Below are 13,799 nucleotides of genomic sequence, written 5' to 3'. Positions count from 1 at the left end.
TCTTCCATGCCCCTCCCCTCAATTATGGCGCGGCAGTCGCCGGTCTCAAGGGGCGGGCTGGCGGCCGGACCGCCGGAAGCGAGCAATATAAGTTTACAGTGCGTGGTCAAGCTGCGAACGTCGCAAACATGATCGAACTCGTACGCACCAACGATCCCGTGACCATTTCCTTCATCGAGGCGCTGCTGCGGGACGCCGGAATCGCGCATTTCGTCGCGGACCAGAACATGAGCATCCTGGAAGGATCGCTCGGCGTGCTGCCGCGCCGGGTCATGGTGCTCGAGGACGACGCCGACCGGGCACGCCGGCTGCTCACCGATGCCGGCTTCGGCGGCGAGATGCGGGCCGGCTGACGCGCGCCATGGAACCGACCGAGGACGGCGCGAGCATCGACGCGTTCCACCGCGGCCGCTTCTTCCTGGCGCAGCCGCTGAACGGCGGCCACCGGGCCGGCATGGACGCCATGATGCTGGCGGCGGCCGTGCCGTCGGGCTTCGGCGGGCTCGTCGCCGACCTCGGCGCCGGCGCTGGCGGCGCAGGCCTGGCGGTGCTCGCGCGCTGCCCGCAGGCGCGGGCGCTGCTGGTCGAGCGCGAGCCCGCGATGGCCGCGTTCGCGCGGCAGACGCTGGCGCTGGAGGCGAATGCGGAGATTGCGCGGCGGGGGTCGCTGCTGGTGGCGGACGTCGCGCTGGCCGGCCGGGCGCGGACGGAGGCGGGACTTGGCGACCGCAGCGTCGACATCGCCATCATGAACCCGCCCTTCAACGAGGCCCGCGACCGCCAGACGCCCGACGGGCTGCGGAAAGCGGCGCATGTGATGGACGACGGGCTGCTGGAGCGCTGGATCCGCACGGCGGCCGCGATCGTCAGACCGTCTGGCGCTGTGGCGCTGATCGCGCGGCCGCAATCGCTGGCGGAGATCCTCGACGCCATGGGGGGGCGGTTCGGCGGGCTGGAGGTCAAGCCGGTGCATCCGCGGCCGGACGCCGATGCGATCCGCGTGGTGGTGCGGGGCCGGCGCGGCTCGCGCAGGGCGATGCGGCTCGCCGCGCCGCTGGTGCTGCATGCGGCGGACGGCAACCGCTTCACCGCGCATGCCGATGCGATCTGCAACGGCCAGGCCTCGCTGTTCGGCGACTGACAAGCGAGGGGAAATCGCTCTCGGCGGGAGCGGCCGGGATTGCGCCCGGCCCTCGATTTCCTACATGCCTTGCAAGACCCACAGCCAAGGCCCGCCGTGACCCGCTTCTTCCACCGCTTCATCCCGAAATCCATGCGCAGCACCGCGGTGACGATCCCCGTCATCCGGCTGCACGGAACGATCATGTCGGGCGGCGGGCAGTTCCGGCAGCCGCTGTCGCTGGCCAGCACCGCGGGCGTGATCGAGAAGGCGTTCTCGTTCAAGGACGCGCCGGCCGTGGCGATCTCGGTCAATTCGCCCGGCGGTTCGCCTGTGCAGTCGCGGCTGATCTACCGGCGTATCCGCGATCTCGCGAAGGAGAAGAACAAGACGGTGCTGGTCTTCGTCGAGGACGTGGCGGCATCGGGCGGCTACATGATCGCGGTGGCGGGCGACGAGATCATCGCCGACCCGTCCTCCATCGTCGGATCGATCGGCGTGGTGTCGGCCGGCTTCGGCTTCACGGAACTGCTGGAGAAGATCGGCGTCGAACGGCGCCTGCACACGGCGGGGCGCAACAAGGCGACGCTCGACCCGTTCTCGCCCGAGCGGCCGGAGGACGTGGAGCACCTGAAGGCGCTGCAGCTCGAGGTGCACCAGACCTTCATCGACCTCGTGAAGGAGCGGCGCGGCCGCAAGCTCGCCGACAGCGAGGACCTGTTCACCGGGCTGTTCTGGTCGGGCATCAGCGGCAAGGCGCTGGGGCTCGTCGACCATCTCGGCGACATGCGCAGCTTCCTGAAGACGCGCTACGGGGAAAAGACGCAGCTGCGGCTGGTGACGGCCCCGCGCGGCCTGTTCGGCCGGCGGCTCGGCCTGTTCGGCTCGTCGGCCGGAGCGGCGACCGGGGAGATCGCGGCGAGCGCGGCGCATGGGCTCGCCGATGCGGCGATGGAACGCGCGCTGTGGGCGCGCTACGGCTTGTAGGCGGCGCGGGTTCGCCGCATGATCGGTACGCCTGCCGGGGCGGGGAACGCCGGCCTTGCTGGAGGAGCAGAACCACATGCCGCAGCTGATCTTCTTCGCCGTCGTCGCGGCGGTCGGCTATTTCGGATACCGGGCCTTCCTGAAGGAGGCGGAACGGGTGTCGGCGCGCGTGCGGCGGGCCGAGAGCGAGACCCGCAGCGGCGCCAACGGCACGCTGGTGAAGGATCCCAAGACGGGCGAGTACCGTCTGGCCAAGGACTGACGGCGCGAAGACCCGGACCGCCGGCAGGACCATGACACAGAGCACCGCCGCGCTGGCGCCGGCGAAGATCAATCTCGCGCTGCACGTGACCGGCCGGCGCGCGGATGGCTATCATCTGCTCGAAACACTCGTGGTGTTCGCGCGGTTCGGCGACGTGCTGGCGGTGGAAGCGGCGGCGGCGGATGCGGTCACGATCGGTGGCCCGCACGGCGCCGGACTGCCCGCCGACGGTTCCAACCTCGTCGTGGCGGCGCGCGACCGGCTGCGGGCGGCATTGCCTGCCGAAACGGCGACGCCGGTGGCGATCCATCTCGACAAGCGGCTGCCGGTCGCCTCGGGCGTCGGCGGCGGATCGAGCGACGCGGCGGCGGCGCTGCGGGCGCTGGCGCAGGTCTGGGGCCTCGACGCCGGTTCTGCCGCGATCGCCGGCATCGCCGCCGGTCTCGGCGCCGACGTGCCGATGTGCCTCGACGGGCGGCCGCTGGTGGCGCGCGGCATCGGCCACACGCTGGAGCCGCTCGCCGCATGGCCGGCCTTCGACGTGGTGCTGGTCAACCCGGGCGTGGCCGTGGCGACGCCGGCCGTGTTCGGGGCACTCGCGCGGCGCGACAACCCGCCGCTGCCGCCCCTGCCCCGCACGCCGGACCATGCCGCCGCGCTTGCCTTCCTCGCGGCCGCGCGCAACGATCTGGAAGCGCCGGCGCTTGCGCTGGCGCCGCAGATCGGCGACGCGCTGGACGCGCTGCGGGCGGCCGGCGCCGGCTTCGCGCGGATGTCGGGCTCTGGCGCGACGTGCTTCGGGATCTTCGACGGCGCCGAGGCGGCGCAGGCCGCGGCGGCGCGCATCCGGGCGGACCGGCCGGGCTGGTTCGTCGAAGCCACGCGAACGAATGGAGCAGGAGCATGAGCCTGGAACGCCTGGACGAAAGCCGACCCTTCATTCCCGTGGGGATCGCGGTGCTGACGGTCTCGGACACCCGCTCGCTCGACGAGGACAAGTCCGGGCGGACGCTGGCGGAGCGGATCGCGCAGGCCGGGCACCGGCTGGCGCACCGCGCGATCGTGACCGACGACGTGGAGAAGATCCGCGGCGCGGTGCTGGGCTGGTGCAACGATCCGGCCGTCGACGTGGTGATCACCACCGGCGGGACCGGATTCACCGGGCGGGACGTGACGCCGGACGCGCTGGAGCCGCTGTTCGAGAAGCGGATGGACGGCTTCTCGTCCGTGTTCCACCGCATCTCCTTCGACAAGATCGGCACCTCGACGATCCAGAGCCGGGCAACCGCCGGGCTGATCGCGCAGACCTTCGTCTTCGTGCTGCCGGGGTCGCCCGGCGCCTGCCGCGACGCATGGGACGGGATCCTCAAGGCCCAGCTCGACTACCGCCACATGCCGTGCAACTTCGTGGAGATCATGCCGCGGCTGGACGAGCACCTGCGGCGCGGCGGGATCGTGGTCTGACAGGATGGGAAAGAACGCCCGTTTCCGCACAGATTGAGCCAACGATCACAAGGATACCAGCGGGCGTTCTTTCGCATCCTCGAATGATTCACTCGCTCTGAGAGGTCCCCGCGGGGCCTTGCCGGCTCACGCCGTCTCGCGGCGCGCCGGCATGATCTCGGCGCCGATGCGGCGGCTGGAGAGGCGTCTGGCCAGGGCCTCCGCGCCGTCCCCCGGCTTCAGCCTCGCCAGGGCCTGGCGCTTGGAGACGAGCAGGCCTTCCGACAGCGGGCGGCTGCGCGTCATCAGCCGGGCGAGAAAGCCACGGTCGGGCGTGCGGGCGCGCAGGAAGCGGGCGGGCGTGGTGGCGTGGCCGACATGGGCGAACACCGCCTCGACCCAGCCGTCGGCCAGCCGGGCACCCGGCTCGACGAACAGGAGCCAGTCGCCCCTGGCGCGGCGCACGCCGCCGATGAGGTCACCCGACGGCACGATGATGCAGCCGGCATGGTCGGCGACCGCCGCAGTCTGATCGGTCGAGCCGCGGTCGTGGACGAGAACCTCGCGGACGACGCCTTCGACCGCACCCGACACGAGGGACGCGAGCGTCCGGGCGAGGGCCTCCTGGTGGTTGCGGGTCTCGATCATCACCGACAGCATGGATACGGCATAATCCAAACGCCGGCCAAACGCCAGTGTTGCAGCGCAGCATGCTTATGTTCTTGCTTTGTTCCGATGCCTGCTCTAGGAATAGTTTCATCAGAGCGGCGATTCTCCCTCGCCGTACGGAGCATGAGACATGGAACAGATCGCACGCGCGGACATTGCCGCCTTCACAAGCGGAGATTCCGGTTTGGCCAATGCGATGATCGAGCAGAGCGGCGTGCGGATCGGCGAAAGGCGCCGGCGCGGCCGGGCGGCCGGCATCAATCCGTCGGGTCGGTTCGAGGCGCTGCGGCGCGACGTCTTCGACGACGGCTGGGACACGATCGAGGACCTGCCGCCGTTCAAGACCGAGGTGCAGACCGAGAAGCCGCGGACGATCATCACCCGCAACGAATCGCCCGACATCTCCTTCGACCGCTCGATCAACCCCTATCGCGGCTGCGAGCACGGCTGCGTCTACTGCTTCGCGCGGCCGACGCATGGCTACATGGGGCTTTCGGCGGGGATCGACTTCGAGTCCAAGCTGTTCGCCAAGCCGGACGCGGCGAAGCTGCTCGAGCGGGAACTCGGCAAGGACGGCTACCAGCCGAAGACCATCGCCATCGGCACCAACACCGATCCCTACCAGCCGATCGAGAAGCGCTACGGCATCATGCGGCAGATCCTGGAGGTGCTGGAGGCGCACGACCATCCGGTCGGCATCGTGACCAAGTCGGCGCTGGTGACGCGCGACATCGACATCCTGTCCCGCATGGCGGAGAAGGGGCTGGCCAAGGTGGCGCTGTCGGTGACGACGCTCGACCGGCGGCTGGCGCGGGCCATGGAGCCGCGCGCCGCCACGCCGACGCGGCGGCTGGAGACGATGAAGGCGCTGTCGGAAGCCGGCATCCCGGTCTCGGTGATGGTGGCGCCGGTGATCCCCGGCCTCACCGACCACGAGGTGGAGCGCATCCTCGATTCGGCGCAGTCGGTCGGCGCGCGCGAGGCGGGTTACATCATCCTGCGGCTGCCGCTGGAGGTGAGCCCGATCTTCAAGGACTGGCTCTTGCGGCACTATCCCGACAGCTACCGCCACGTTCTGTCGCTGGTGCGCTCGATGCGCGACGGCAAGGACTACGACTCGACCTGGGGTGCGCGCATGAAGGGCGCTGGTCCCTATGCCTGGCAGATCGGGCGGCGGTTCCAGATCGCCGCGCGCCGCCTCGGGCTGAACCAGAACAAGCGCGTGCTGCGGACCGACCTGTTCAAGCCGCCGGCCCGCGCCGGCGAGCAGCTTTCGCTGCTCTGACGCCCGTCCCACGTCGACCGCCTCCCCTTCCGTCCGGCCGCTTCGTCCCGGCTGGACGGCGCCCGCCCGGTTCGCCCCGACCGGGCGGGCCTTGCGGAGGGCCGGACGCTCTGCGACCATCGCCGCACCATGAGTCGCCTTCCCTCCGGTCCTCCGCTCCTGTTCGACATGCCGCTGGCGCCCGATTTCTCGATCGAGACGCGGCTGATGGCGCGCGGCGCCGGCCCGGTCTGCGGCCTCGACGAGGCCGGCCGCGGACCGCTCGCGGGGCCGGTCGTGGCGGCGGCGGTGATCCTCGACCCGCGCCGCATCCCGCCGGGACTGGACGATTCGAAGCGGCTGAAGGCCGCCGATCGCGAGCGGCTCTGCGCGGAGATCCTGCGCACGGCAAGCGCCGTCTCGGTCGCGTCGGTGGCGGCCGACGGCATCGACACGGTCAACATCCTGCGCGCGAGCCTCGAGGCGATGCGGCGGGCAGCCACCCTGCTGTGCGTGTCGCCCGGTCACGCGCTGGTCGACGGGCGCGACGTGCCGCCGGGCCTGCCCTGCGACGCGCAGGCGCTGGTGAAGGGCGACCAGCGGTCGCAGTCGATCGCCGCCGCCTCGATCGTCGCCAAGGTCACGCGCGACCGCATGATGACGCGCTGCGCGGCCGTGCACACGGCCTACGGCTTCGATCTGCACATGGGCTACGCCACCGCGCGGCACCGCTCCGCGATCGTCGAAGCGGGCGCGGTCATGCGCATCCACCGCATGAGCTTCGCGCCGCTGAAGAGCGGGGCGGTCGAGGCGGACGTGGAAGAGGGCCTGCTGGTGGCGCAGGCCGGCTGAGCCGGCCATGGAGGCCGACCGGGCGGCGCCACGTCGCGTTCCGGGATGACGACGGGGAGCGGCGGCCGGGTTCGGCGGACGTCGCCCCAGTCCCGTGTCACCGAACCCGCCGGACCCGCAAGGGGGTAAAGTCCTTCAAGACACGCCGTCGTCCGGCTCCGGATGGCGCTTCGGGATGAGGCCGGCCGGAAGGACTGCATCCCGGCCGCTCCCCCGCGCCGCGTCATTGCGAACCGGATAGCGAGCGCCGACGGCCGGAACCGCCTCCCTTGCGTGGCGTCCGCGCCGGGGACCCGACGCCATCGCCGGCGCCGAAATGGTTAGGCATGGGGCAGGGAGCCGGGCTCAGGCGCAGCGCGGACTGAGCCGTGCGGCGCCGCATCCTCGGCGTCATCCCGGAAGGGCGTTCGAGCGCAGCGCTGGACGGCGTATCCGGGCCCCATTCCTCGACGGTGTCCGTCGGCTGGGGCGGCGGCAAAGGCGATCTGTCCTCCACCCCACGAAGTGGGGGCGGAGGTGGCGTCGCGAAGCGACGACGGAGGGGGGGGCGCCGGCGGGCGGCGGCGCGGGCCTCGTCGTGGACCGGATCGCGGGCATGGACGGCGAGGCATGGATCCCGGATACGGCGTCCTTCGCTGCGCTCGGACGTCGTTCCGGGATGACGAAGGCGGGGGTGCCGGCTTCCAGCCCCTCGTCCTCGGCGTCCGTCCCGATGCGAACGGTCCGCGTGACGCGTCGTTGCGGGGCTGCGCAGCGGGACCCGGAATGACGCCGATGAGGGAGCCCGTGCGGGGGCTTCGAGGCCGGCCTGCGGATGCTCCGGTGCAGCAGGGTCGATGACGAAGCGGAGGCGCGGCGCCCCTTTCACCGTCGTCATCCCGGGCGAAGCCGGAGCGGAGCGGAGGCGCAGACCGGGGATCCATGCCTCGGACGTCGTCGAGAGGCGGGAGGGCGCGGACGACGCACCGGACCTTCTCCGTCGTCCCGCTCGATGACCTGCGCAGAGGCATGGATCCCGGATACGGCGTCCTTCGCTGCGCTCGGACGTCGTTCAGGGATGACGAAGGCGGTGGTGCCGGCTTCCGGCCCCTCGTCCTCGGCGTCCGTCCCGATTCGGCCGGTCCGCGTGATGCGTCGTTCCGGGGCCGCGCAGCGGGACCCGGAATGACGCCGATGAGGGAGGCCGCGTGGGTGGGCTTCGATGCCGGCCTGCAGATGCCCAAGTGCAGCAGGGTCGATGACGAAGCGGAGGCGCGGCGCCCCTTTCACCGTCGTCATCCCGGGCGAAGCCGGAGCGGAGCGGAGGCGCAGACCGGGGATCCATGCCTCGGACGTCGTCGAGAGGCGGGACGGCGCGGACGACGCACCGGATCTTCTCCGTCGTCCCGCTCGATGACCTGCGCAGAGGCATGGATCCCGGATACGTCGTCCTTCGCTGCGCTCGGACGTCGTTCCGGGATGACGAAGGCGGGGGTGCCGGCTTCCTGCCCCTCGTCCTCGGCGTCCGTCCCGATGCGGCCAGCCCGCTACTTCCGGAACGAAAAATGCCGCCCGAGGGCGGCATCGATCGTGATCCGAGATCGGCCCGGCTCAGTTCAGCCTGGTCTTGACGTCGTCGACCGAGGACTTGAAGAGCTTCTCGGCGACGGTGGCGTCCACCTTGTCGGCGAGAAGCTTGCGCGCTGCGGCGACGGCGATGTCGACGGCGTTGGAGCGCACCTCGTTGACCGCATCGCGCTCGGCCTGGCCGATCTTCTGCTCGGCGAGCGCGGTGCGGCGGGCGACGTATTCCTCGGTCTTCTGCTTGGCCTCGCGGACGAGCATCTCGGCCTCGTGACGGGCGGACGAGACGATCTCCTCCGCCTCCTTCTCGGCCTCCTTGCGCTTGCGCTGGTAGTCGGCGAGGAGCTGCTGGGCTTCCTCGCGCAGCCGGCGCGCCTGCTCGAGTTCGTCGCGGATCTTGGCGGCCCGGTCGTCGAGCGACCGGGTGATCATCCCCGGCACCTTCACGTAGACCATGAGGGCGAGGAAGATGACGAGGCCGACGAGTGCCCAGAATGTGGCGTCCATAGCCGCTCTCCTATTCCGAAGCCGCGCGCACGGCGGCCGAAACATCGCCCTGGGCGACGCTGTCGCCGATCAGGGCCTGGACGATGGCGCCCGCGGTTTCCTCGGCGATCGCCCCGACGTCCTTCATGGCCGAAGCCTTGATCTCGGCGATGCGCGCCTCGGCGGTCGCGAGCTTGGTGTCCAGCTCGGCCTCGATCCGCTTGCGTTCGGCATCGGCTTCCGCCTTTGCCCCGTCACGCGCCTTCTGGCCGATCATGCCGGCCTTCCGGCGCGCTTCCGCCAGCCCCTGCTCGTAGGCGGCGATGGCCTCGTCCGCCTCCTGCTTGAGACGGGCCGCCTGGTCGAGGTCGCCGGCGATGCGGTCGCGCCGCACCTCCAGGATGCCCGCCAGCCGCGGCAGAGCCACGCGCTTGAGGAAGACGTAGAACAGGCCGAAGGTGATGGCCAGCCACAGAATCTGGGACGGGAAGGTATGGGTCTCGAACGGCGGGAACGTGCCGCCGCCATGGGCGTCGGCCGCGACCTCCGTGCCTTCGACGACCTCGCTCCCCGCATGTCCGGCCGGGGCTTCCTGGGCGAATGCCGGTGAAACAAACATCAGCGCATCCTGTCAAATACAGCCGGCCGCGACTGCCGCGGCCGGACGACCCTGCTCGTGCGTGACGCCGGATCTTACGTGAAGAGCAGGAGCAGCGCGATGAGAAGGGAGAAGATGCCGAGCGCTTCCGTCACGGCGAAGCCGAACACCAGACGGCCGAACTGGCTGTCGGCGGCCGACGGGTTGCGCAGCGCGCCCGAGAGGTAGCTGCCGAAGATGTTGCCGAGGCCGAGCGCCGTGCCCGCCATGCCGAGGCAGGCGATGCCGGCGCCGAGCGCCTTTGCTGCTTCTACTTCCATGAAAGATCTCCTTGTTGAAGCCTTGAGATGAGGTTTGGTTGCCGCGGCGGCAGGCCGCCGGAACTCAGTGTCCGCCCGGGTGGAGCGCGTCGTTGAGATACATGCAGGTCAGCACCGCGAAGACGTAGGCCTGCAGGAACGCGACGAGGAATTCGAGACCGGTCAGCGCCACCGTCATGGCGAGCGGCAGGATGGACCCGGCGATGCCGAGCGCGCCCATCGAACTCATCGACACGACGAATCCGGCGAAGACCTTGAGCGTGATGTGACCGGCCAGCATGTTGGCGAAGAGACGGACCGAGAGGCTGATCGGCCGCGAGAGGAACGAGACCACCTCGATCGCGACGATGAGCGGAACGAGCATGCCGGGCACGCCGCTCGGCACGAAGAGCTTCAGGAAGCCCAGGCCGTGCTTCATGAAGCCGTAGACGATGACCGTGCCGATGACGAGCATCGCCAGCGCGAAGGTGACGATGATGTGGCTGGTCACGGTGAAGAAGTAGGGGAACATGCCGAACAGGTTGGCGAACAGCACGAACATGAACAGCGAGAAGACGAAGGGGAAGAACTTCATGCCGTGCGAGCCGGCCGCGTCGCGCAGCATGTTGGCGACGAACTCGTAGGAGATCTCGGCGATCGACTGCATGCGGCTCGGCACCAGGCCGCGGTTGGCGGTCGACAGGAACAGGAAGGCACCCGCGCCCACCGCCGACGCGACCATGAAGGCCGAGGAGTTGGTGAACGAGAAATCGAGGCCGCCGATCTCGATCGGCACCCAATTCTGGATCTGGAACTGGTGGATAGGATCGTTGGCCACCGTGTACCCCGCCTTGCCGTTCGGGCGCCGCAGCGCCGCCTATTTCCTGCCGGACCCCTGGTCGTCCCCTTCGGACTTCCGGGCTCCGAATTCCGCCATCATGCCGGCCGAACGCAGAGCGTTCACCACACCGGCGGCAAATCCGATCAGCAGGAACACCACGAGCCCGAAGGGCGAGGTTCCCGCATAGTAGTCGACGGCCCATCCGAGCGCCGCACCCACCACGATGCCAGCGATGAACTCGCTGGACAGTCGCATGGCGTTGCCGACGCCGGCCATTCCGCCGGTCGCGGACGGTTCCTTCCCGCTCACCGCCGGGCGGCGCGCCTTCAAGGCCGCGTCGAGTTCCCTGCGCCTGCGTTCGAGATCGTCCGACCGGGCATTTCCCTCGCCGTCCTGTCCGGGGCCGGTTCCGCCGGTCTCGCCTGGCCTCTTCGACATGGCGATCCAACCTCCTGCCCGGTCAATCCTGCACGGACTGCCCGCTTCAAAGTCGGGCGCACCATAGTGAGGGGCGTCCGGGCAGTCAAGCCGATGAACGTCCCCATTCCACATGGGAAATGATATTGAAATTCAATGAATTAGCGGGCTGCGACAGAACGTCCGCCCGCTTCTTGCCCGCCGATGTGCCGAATCCGCACCCGCAAGGGCGGCCGCGGGCTCAGTTCCAGCCGCCGCCATGGGTCCGGTAGAAGACGTGGAGACCGATCTTCTTCATCTTCTCCATGGTGCCCGCCCAGCGCGGATGGACGTAGGTGGCATGGTAGTGGGTGGAGGAGCCGACCTCGGGAATGAAGATCTTTCCGGCGGTGACGGCCATGGCCACGTCGCGGGCCATGGCCCAGTGCGAGGGGCTCGCCACACGGTCGCGGATGCCGTCGCAGGCGAAGGAGAACTGGCAGCGGTTGCGCCAGTGGTCGTTCTGATAGACGACGCCGCAGATGCTGTCCGGATAGGCGGGGTTGCGGACACGGTTGAGGATGACCTGCGCCACGGCCGCCTGGCCCTTCAGGTTCTCGCCGCGCGCCTCGAAGTAGACGCCGGCCGTCAGGCACTTCTGCTCGGCGTCGGAGAACACCTCCGGCGGCAGCGGCTTCTTCATCCAGGCATGGTCGCCCTCGCCCATCGGCGGAATGAAGCGGCCCTCGTCGGGGTCGGCCTCGCCCTTGAGGAGCGTGGCGAAGGGCGAGAGCTCGGCGTAGTCGGGCGCGGCCGGCGCATAGGCGGTGGCCAGGATGTCGGGCTTGTCGTTGGTGACGAGGCTCGCCAGCATCGCCGGCACCGCCGGATCCGGCTTGCGGTCGACGCGCGGGTGGAAGGCGGCCGCGATGTCGATCTCCTTGCCCAGGATCTTCGGGCGGTCGAAGGCCATGACGACCTCCTCGCCGCCGATGGTCGGGTGGATCAGCAGCGACGTCCGCTTGAAGACCGAACCGGCATTGAAGGATTTCGGCGGCGCGACGGGCGCGACGTTGACGATACGGCCGCGCTTCTCGGCGCGATTGACACGATCCTCGTCGGGCGTCTCGGCGGGGGACCCGTTCTTCGTGCGGAACGCGACCGCACCGACGCCCTCGGCGTTCATTCCCGAACCCGAAACGGCGCCTGTGACCGTGGAATCGACGAAGCGCATCTCGGCCGCATGGACCGAACCCGCGACCGACTTCTCCAGGACCGCGCCCCAGCGGACGGCGGGCGCCTCGGTGCCGGCGACGTAGCTCGCCATGTCCGGGTAGGCGACGACGGTCGGGAAGCCGAGGAGGAAGCCGGCGCCGACGAGGAGAACGGACATCAAGGAAGACTTGCGGGGCGGGGCGATGCCTCGCCGCGATTCGGATACTGGTTTCACCGGGTTACTCTCCAGGACGCCACTCGAACGACATGGAGAGTGACAATGCTGCATTAACCTTGAAGGACGGTTAACGGCGGCAGTGTGGCATGCCGGCGGTTGTCCACCGGAGGGGGACGTCGCGCTCAGCGTGCCTGCCTGGCCTTGCCCGCATAGGGATTCTCGGGCGCGCGCAGCATGATGCGGATCGGAACGCCGGGCATCTCGAAGCTCTCGCGCAGCCCGTTCGTCAGGTAGCGGATATAGGACTGCGGCATGGCGTCCGGCCGCGAGCAGGAGATGACGAAGCCCGGCGGCCGCGCCTTCACCTGGGTGAGATACTTGATCTTGAGGCGGCGCCCGGCCACCGCCGGGGGCGGGTGGTGCGCGAGCACGCCCTCCAGCCAGCGGTTGAGGCGGCCGGTGGAGATGCGCCTGTTCCAGACCTCGTGGGTCGAGGCGATCGCCTCCATCAGCCGGTCGAGGCCGCGCCCGGTCTCGGCCGAGACGGTGACGGCGCGGATGCCGCGCACCTGCGGCAGCAGGCGCTCGGTCTTCTCGCGCAGTTCGGCCAGCAGTTCCTGCGGATTGTCGATCAGGTCCCACTTGTTGAAGGCGATGACGGCCGCCCTGCCCTCGCGGATGACGAGGTCGGCGAGCTGCAGGTCCTGCTTCTCGAAGGGGATCGTGGCGTCCAGCACGATGATGACCACCTCGGCGAAGCGGATGGCGCGGAGGCCGTCGGCGACCGAGAGGCGCTCGAGCTTCTCCTGCACCTTCGACTTGCGGCGCATGCCGGCGGTGTCGAACAGCTTGATCCGGCGGCCGCGCCATTCCCAGTCGACCGAGATCGAATCGCGGGTGATGCCGGCCTCGGGACCGGTGAGCAGTCGTTCCTCGCCGACGAGCGCGTTGATCAGCGTCGACTTGCCGGCATTGGGCCGGCCGATCACGGCGATCCTGAGCGGCTTCGTCGGATCGTAGGCTGGGATTTCCTCGGCATCCGGATCGGCGATGTCCTCGCCGACGAGGGCTTCGGCCGCCGAGGGTTCCGGCGTCTCCTCCTCGTCCGGCGGGAAGACGCGCTCCTCGCCGAGGGCGGCGACGATCGCCTCGCGCAGGTCGGGCATGCCCTGGCCGTGCTCGGCCGAGATCGGGATCGGCTCGCCGAGGCCGAGTTCCCAGCTCTCCAGCATGCCGCCCTGTGCGCCGCGCGCCTCCGCCTTGTTGGCGACGAGGACGACCGGCTTGCCGGCGCGGCGCACGATGTCGGCGAAGGCGCGGTCGTTGGGGGTGAGCCCCGCCTTGGCGTCCATCATGAACAGGATCAGGTCGGCCTCGGCGACCGCGAGCTCGGTCTGGGCCCGCATGCGGCCTTCGAGCGTGGCGGCGGCGGCCTCCTCGAAACCGGCGGTGTCGATGACCTCGAAGCGCAGATCGTAGAGTTTGGCGTCGTGGATGCGGCGATCGCGCGTGACGCCGGGCGTATCGTCGACCAGGGCGAGCTTCTTTCCGGCGAGCCGGTTGAAAAGCGTGGATTTGCCGACGTTGGGCCGGCCGACGATCGCGATCTTGAAGGTCATGGTGCCG

General features: G+C 69.8%; 16 protein-coding genes. 8 read left to right on the top strand and 8 right to left on the bottom strand.

All coding sequences use genetic code 11. From position 1 onward, the window contains the following. The first annotated feature begins 128 nt into the window (after positions 1-128). From IAI54_RS26060 to moaB, 6 genes are all read left to right on the top strand, one after another. Positions 129-353 (top strand): putative signal transducing protein, encoded by a 225-nt coding sequence (locus IAI54_RS26060; RefSeq protein WP_187969941.1) that lies wholly within the window; start codon positions 129-131, stop codon positions 351-353. Between the two features lie 8 nt (positions 354-361). Beyond that, positions 362-1,141: a methyltransferase gene (locus IAI54_RS26055; RefSeq protein WP_187969940.1), complete on the top strand. Its 780-nt coding sequence runs from the start codon at positions 362-364 to the stop codon at positions 1,139-1,141. Positions 1,142-1,273: 132 nt separating this feature from the next. After that, on the top strand, positions 1,274-2,107 hold the full coding sequence (locus tag IAI54_RS26050) for a S49 family peptidase (RefSeq protein WP_420838324.1): 834 nt from the start codon (positions 1,274-1,276) through the stop codon (positions 2,105-2,107). 76 nt (positions 2,108-2,183) lie between these two features. Next, entirely contained in the window at positions 2,184-2,369 is a 186-nt protein-coding gene (locus tag IAI54_RS26045) for a hypothetical protein (protein ID WP_187969938.1), read from the top strand. Positions 2,370-2,400: 31 nt separating this feature from the next. After that, positions 2,401-3,276, top strand: a complete 876-nt coding sequence (locus IAI54_RS26040; protein WP_187969937.1) for a 4-(cytidine 5'-diphospho)-2-C-methyl-D-erythritol kinase — start codon at positions 2,401-2,403, stop codon at positions 3,274-3,276. Then, entirely contained in the window at positions 3,273-3,833 is a 561-nt protein-coding gene (gene moaB, locus IAI54_RS26035) for a molybdenum cofactor biosynthesis protein B (RefSeq protein WP_420838250.1), read from the top strand. The genes IAI54_RS26040 and moaB overlap by 4 nt, the downstream gene beginning before the upstream one ends. Before the next feature lie 126 nt (positions 3,834-3,959). On the opposite strand, the gene IAI54_RS26030 is transcribed toward moaB, so the two are convergent. After that, entirely contained in the window at positions 3,960-4,472 is a 513-nt protein-coding gene (locus tag IAI54_RS26030) for a glycosyltransferase (protein ID WP_187969936.1), read from the bottom strand. Positions 4,473-4,611: 139 nt separating this feature from the next. On the opposite strand from IAI54_RS26030, the gene IAI54_RS26025 reads away from it, so the two are divergent. Further along, positions 4,612-5,766, top strand: coding sequence for a PA0069 family radical SAM protein (locus IAI54_RS26025; protein WP_187969935.1), 1,155 nt, complete (start codon positions 4,612-4,614; stop codon positions 5,764-5,766). A gap of 129 nt (positions 5,767-5,895) precedes the next feature. Then, positions 5,896-6,597, top strand: a complete 702-nt coding sequence (locus IAI54_RS26020) for a ribonuclease HII (RefSeq protein ID WP_187969934.1) — start codon at positions 5,896-5,898, stop codon at positions 6,595-6,597. Positions 6,598-8,187: 1,590 nt separating this feature from the next. Here the strand turns inward: IAI54_RS26020 and IAI54_RS26015 are convergent. From IAI54_RS26015 to der, 7 genes are all read right to left on the bottom strand, one after another. Continuing rightward, on the bottom strand, positions 8,188-8,667 hold the full coding sequence (locus IAI54_RS26015) for a F0F1 ATP synthase subunit B (RefSeq protein ID WP_187969933.1): 480 nt from the start codon (positions 8,665-8,667) through the stop codon (positions 8,188-8,190). A 10-nt stretch (positions 8,668-8,677) separates the two neighbouring features. After that, positions 8,678-9,265, bottom strand: a complete 588-nt coding sequence (locus IAI54_RS26010; RefSeq protein WP_187969932.1) for a F0F1 ATP synthase subunit B — start codon at positions 9,263-9,265, stop codon at positions 8,678-8,680. Positions 9,266-9,339: 74 nt separating this feature from the next. After that, a complete protein-coding gene (locus IAI54_RS26005) occupies positions 9,340-9,564 on the bottom strand; it encodes a F0F1 ATP synthase subunit C (RefSeq protein ID WP_187969931.1) in 225 nt (74 codons plus the stop codon). A gap of 64 nt (positions 9,565-9,628) precedes the next feature. Beyond that, positions 9,629-10,381, bottom strand: a complete 753-nt coding sequence (locus IAI54_RS26000; protein ID WP_187969930.1) for a F0F1 ATP synthase subunit A — start codon at positions 10,379-10,381, stop codon at positions 9,629-9,631. Between the two features lie 39 nt (positions 10,382-10,420). Beyond that, positions 10,421-10,828, bottom strand: a complete 408-nt coding sequence (locus tag IAI54_RS25995) for an AtpZ/AtpI family protein (protein ID WP_420838323.1) — start codon at positions 10,826-10,828, stop codon at positions 10,421-10,423. Between the two features lie 214 nt (positions 10,829-11,042). Beyond that, positions 11,043-12,173 carry a cell wall hydrolase gene (locus IAI54_RS25990; protein ID WP_235679176.1) on the bottom strand — a complete coding sequence of 377 codons (1,131 nt, stop codon included), beginning with the start codon at positions 12,171-12,173 and terminating at the stop codon, positions 11,043-11,045. 182 nt (positions 12,174-12,355) lie between these two features. Continuing rightward, positions 12,356-13,792 (bottom strand): ribosome biogenesis GTPase Der, encoded by a 1,437-nt coding sequence (gene der / locus IAI54_RS25985; RefSeq protein WP_187969927.1) that lies wholly within the window; start codon positions 13,790-13,792, stop codon positions 12,356-12,358. Positions 13,793-13,799 lie beyond the last annotated feature (7 nt).

Origin of the sequence: Aquibium microcysteis (assembly GCF_014495845.1) — a bacterium.
Taxonomy (GTDB): Bacteria; Pseudomonadota; Alphaproteobacteria; order Rhizobiales; family Rhizobiaceae; genus Aquibium; species Aquibium microcysteis.
Note: the sequence above shows the minus strand (reverse complement) of the source record. Positions and strands in the feature narration are given on the sequence as shown.

What these genes read in the sequence shown, in the direction of transcription:
- IAI54_RS26055 (WP_187969940.1), top strand. Translation starts at nt 362, where the DNA reads ATGGAACCGACCGAGGACGGCGCGAGCATCGACGCGTTCCACCGCGGC.
- IAI54_RS26045 (WP_187969938.1), top strand. Translation starts at nt 2,184, where the DNA reads ATGCCGCAGCTGATCTTCTTCGCCGTCGTCGCGGCGGTCGGCTATTTC.
- moaB (WP_420838250.1), top strand. Translation starts at nt 3,273, where the DNA reads ATGAGCCTGGAACGCCTGGACGAAAGCCGACCCTTCATTCCCGTGGGG.
- IAI54_RS26025 (WP_187969935.1), top strand. Translation starts at nt 4,612, where the DNA reads ATGGAACAGATCGCACGCGCGGACATTGCCGCCTTCACAAGCGGAGAT.
- der (WP_187969927.1), bottom strand. Translation starts at nt 13,792, where the DNA reads ATGACCTTCAAGATCGCGATCGTCGGCCGGCCCAACGTCGGCAAATCC.
- IAI54_RS26060 (WP_187969941.1), top strand. Translation starts at nt 129, where the DNA reads ATGATCGAACTCGTACGCACCAACGATCCCGTGACCATTTCCTTCATC.
- IAI54_RS26020 (WP_187969934.1), top strand. Translation starts at nt 5,896, where the DNA reads ATGAGTCGCCTTCCCTCCGGTCCTCCGCTCCTGTTCGACATGCCGCTG.
- IAI54_RS26050 (WP_420838324.1), top strand. Translation starts at nt 1,274, where the DNA reads ATGCGCAGCACCGCGGTGACGATCCCCGTCATCCGGCTGCACGGAACG.
- IAI54_RS26005 (WP_187969931.1), bottom strand. Translation starts at nt 9,564, where the DNA reads ATGGAAGTAGAAGCAGCAAAGGCGCTCGGCGCCGGCATCGCCTGCCTC.
- IAI54_RS25990 (WP_235679176.1), bottom strand. Translation starts at nt 12,173, where the DNA reads ATGTCCGTTCTCCTCGTCGGCGCCGGCTTCCTCCTCGGCTTCCCGACC.
- IAI54_RS26040 (WP_187969937.1), top strand. Translation starts at nt 2,401, where the DNA reads ATGACACAGAGCACCGCCGCGCTGGCGCCGGCGAAGATCAATCTCGCG.
- IAI54_RS26010 (WP_187969932.1), bottom strand. Translation starts at nt 9,265, where the DNA reads ATGTTTGTTTCACCGGCATTCGCCCAGGAAGCCCCGGCCGGACATGCG.
- IAI54_RS26015 (WP_187969933.1), bottom strand. Translation starts at nt 8,667, where the DNA reads ATGGACGCCACATTCTGGGCACTCGTCGGCCTCGTCATCTTCCTCGCC.
- IAI54_RS26030 (WP_187969936.1), bottom strand. Translation starts at nt 4,472, where the DNA reads ATGCTGTCGGTGATGATCGAGACCCGCAACCACCAGGAGGCCCTCGCC.